At 67.1% G+C, this 2988-nt stretch carries 1 protein-coding gene and 3 pseudogenes; 3 read left to right on the forward strand and 1 reads right to left on the reverse strand.

The window, feature by feature from the left end:
* Nucleotides 1-127: 127 nt before the first annotated feature.
* The 3 genes and pseudogenes from KZA10_RS18075 to KZA10_RS10990 form a co-directional block, all read left to right on the forward strand.
* A pseudogene (locus tag KZA10_RS18075) lies at nucleotides 128-256 on the forward strand (hypothetical protein); the annotation flags it as partial.
* Between the two features lie 163 nt (nucleotides 257-419).
* On the forward strand, nucleotides 420-1268 hold the full coding sequence (locus KZA10_RS10985) for a class I SAM-dependent methyltransferase (RefSeq protein ID WP_218682900.1): 849 nt from the start codon (nucleotides 420-422) through the stop codon (nucleotides 1266-1268).
* A gap of 78 nt (nucleotides 1269-1346) precedes the next feature.
* A pseudogene (locus KZA10_RS10990) lies at nucleotides 1347-1466 on the forward strand (Ada metal-binding domain-containing protein); the annotation flags it as partial.
* Here KZA10_RS10990 and KZA10_RS10995 read toward each other — a convergent pair.
* Nucleotides 1467-2786 (reverse strand): annotated as a pseudogene (locus KZA10_RS10995) (carbon starvation CstA family protein); the annotation flags it as partial.
* Between the last annotated feature and the right edge of the window lie 202 nt (nucleotides 2787-2988).

Here is a 2988-nt window from a genome sequence, read left to right on the forward strand (position 1 = left end):
GCCGGCAGGTTGATGATGACCTTGCGGTCGGGGGTGGGCTCGAAGACCTCGATCACCTGGTTGCAGATGTCGACGGCGAACTCGAGCTCGGTGCCGGTGTAGCTCTCGGGCGAGTACTCGTAGTAGATTGATCGACGCCGGAGTCACGGCGATCGTGCAGCCGGGTGGCTCGGTGCGCGACGAGGAGGTCGTGGACGCTGCGCGCAAGGCCGGCGTGACGATGTTCTTCACCGGGGAGCGTCACTTCTTCCACTGAGCGCTCGCCGTCATCGGGAGCGTGTTCCCGTCGCACGCCCGCGTGGCACCTATATACTGGGGCCTCACTGGGGCGATGGGGCGACAGTATGGAAGCACAGGCGCGTGCGACGTCGAGCGAAGGCATGTCGGCTGTGCCATGGCTGAGACCGACGTCCTATTGGATGCCGGCGCACTTCGTGGATTCGGCCTGGGTCACGCACGGTGCGTTCGCCGCCTGGCTCATCGACGTGCTGCGCCCGCGAGACGTGGTGGAACTGGGCACCCACAACGGCTTCTCGTGCTTCGCTTTCGCCGAGGCCGCGAAGAGGCTCGGGCATCCGCTCACCATCAACGCCCTGGACAGCTGGGAGGGCGATGACCACGCCGGCTTCTACGACGATTCCATCTACCAGTCCGTGCGCTCGATCGCGTCGCGCGACTACCCGTCGTCGGTCGAACTGCATCGCGGCTACTTCTCCGACACACGTCCGCGTTTCGCCGCGGCGTCCGTCGATCTCCTGCACATCGACGGACGCCACGGGTACGAGGACGCCCGCGAGGACTACGAGCAGTGGCGTGACACGGTTCGCGACGGAGGAGTGATCCTCTTCCACGACATCGCCGAACGACGCGACGACTTCGGCGTATGGCGCCTCTGGGAGGAGATCTCCGAACCAGGGCGCGTGTTCGCATTCGAGCACGGGCATGGGCTCGGTGTGCTCGCAGTGGGGGACATCCGGCACGAGCCGCTGCGCGCACTCTTCGAGGCGGAGACGTCGGTCGCCGACCGGATCCGCGTTGACTTCGAGCGTCTCGGCGAGATGATCGCCCAGGTCGCGCGCATCCCGCATCTGGAGGCGGAGGTCGCGTCCCTGCATGACGTCGTGGACATGCTGCAGACGGAGCGGGCGCGCCTGTCGGATGTGATCGTGGCGCGCGACGACGCACTCGCAGCGGTGCACCGCAGCGCGAGCTGGAAGGTGACGAAGCCGTTGCGCGCAGCCGGGCGGATGGTTCGACGAGGCCGCTGACGGGAGGGTCAGCCGCCTTACGACAGTCATGTCCGATTTCCGCCAGTCGACGTCGGTGGAGGGTGGCAGAGTGGGGGCATGACCTTCCCCGCGAACGGCTTCGACGAGCGCTACCGTGCGATCAGCGCACGCGACACCCGCTTCGACGGGCAGTTCGTGACGGCCGTGCGATCGACCGGGATCTATTGCCGTCCGAGCAGCCGTCGGGGCGTTCATCGCGAAGTAGATGCCCTGGTCGATCGAGATCGCGGCGACGAGGGCCATGATCGCGACGAACGACTCCATGAGCATGCCGCCGTAGCCGATGAAGCGCGTCTGACGCTCCTTCTCGATGAGTTTCGGAGTGGTTCCGGACGCGATCAGCGCATGGAACCCGGAGAGCGCCCCGCACGCGATCGTGACGAACAGGAAGGGGAAGAGGGGCCCTGCGAACACCGGTCCCATGCCGTTCTCGCCGAAGACGCTGACGGCGGGGACGGTGATCTCGGGGCGCACGAGGACGATGGCTCCCGCGAGCATGACGATCACGCCGATCTTCATGAAGGTCGACAGGTAGTCGCGCGGGGCGAGCAGCAGCCAGACCGGAAGCACGGCGGCGATGAAGCCGTAGACGATGATGCCCCAGGCGATGGTCGTGCGGTCGAGGTGGAAGATCGCCTGACCCCACTCGGTACCGGCGACCCAGCCTCCGCCGATGATCGCGGCCATCAGCAGCACGAAGCCGATGATCGACACCTCGGTGACCTTGCCGGGGCGGAGGTAGCGCAGGTAGACGCCCATGAAGAGCGCGATCGGGATGGTCATCGCGACCGAGAACACGCCCCACGGGCTCTCCCCCAGCGCGTTGACGACGACGAGGGCGAGGATCGCGACGATGATCAGCATGATCAGCAGCGAGGCGATGATCGCGGCGGTGCCGCCGATCCGGCCGAGCTCCTGACGGGCCATCTGGCCGATCGTGCGTCCGCCGCGGCGCATCGAGAAGAACAGCACGGTGTAGTCCTGCACGGCGCCGGCGAGCACGACGCCCACGATGATCCAGATCGTACCGGGGAGGTACCCCATCTGCGCGGCGAGCACGGGACCGACGAGCGGTCCGGCACCGGCGATGGCCGCGAAGTGGTGGCCGTAGAGCACGCGACGGTCGGTGGGGACGTAGTCCTTGCCGTCCTGCTTCACCTCGGCGGGCGTGGCCCTGCGGTCATCGGGGCGGGTGATGTACTTCTCGATCACCTTGGAGTAGAACCGATAGCCGATGAGGTAGGTGCACACCGCGGCGAACACGAACCAGATCGCGTTGACGGTCTCGCCGCGGACGATCGCGAGCATGGTCCAGGCGACGGCGCCCAGGAGCGCGATCGCGGCCCACAGGATGATCTTCGGCAGAGTCCAGCGGTTCGCCTTCTCGTGGTGCTCCTCGGTGAGGGCGACGGAGGGGAGTTTCGGATCGGTGACGATCACGGGCTCGTCGTCGACGAGTCCGGCGCCGTCGCGGCGGCGCGACGAAGGTGCGGTCATGGAGGTCTCCTCGGGATACGCGACGTTGCGTTCCCCCACGTTAGGAAAGCGATGCCGCCGCACGGGGCCGAGCGAGTGGATGCTGCGACGAGCGGCGCGGATCACGCGGTGAACGGATGCGCGCACGCAGCACAGCACCCCGCGGTCCATCGACCACGGGGTGCTGTGCGGTGTCGCGTGCGGACTACTCCCTCTTCTCCCC

It is taken from the genome of Microbacterium sp. BF1 (assembly GCF_019279095.1).
GTDB classification, from domain to species: Bacteria; Actinomycetota; Actinomycetes; order Actinomycetales; family Microbacteriaceae; genus Microbacterium; species Microbacterium maritypicum.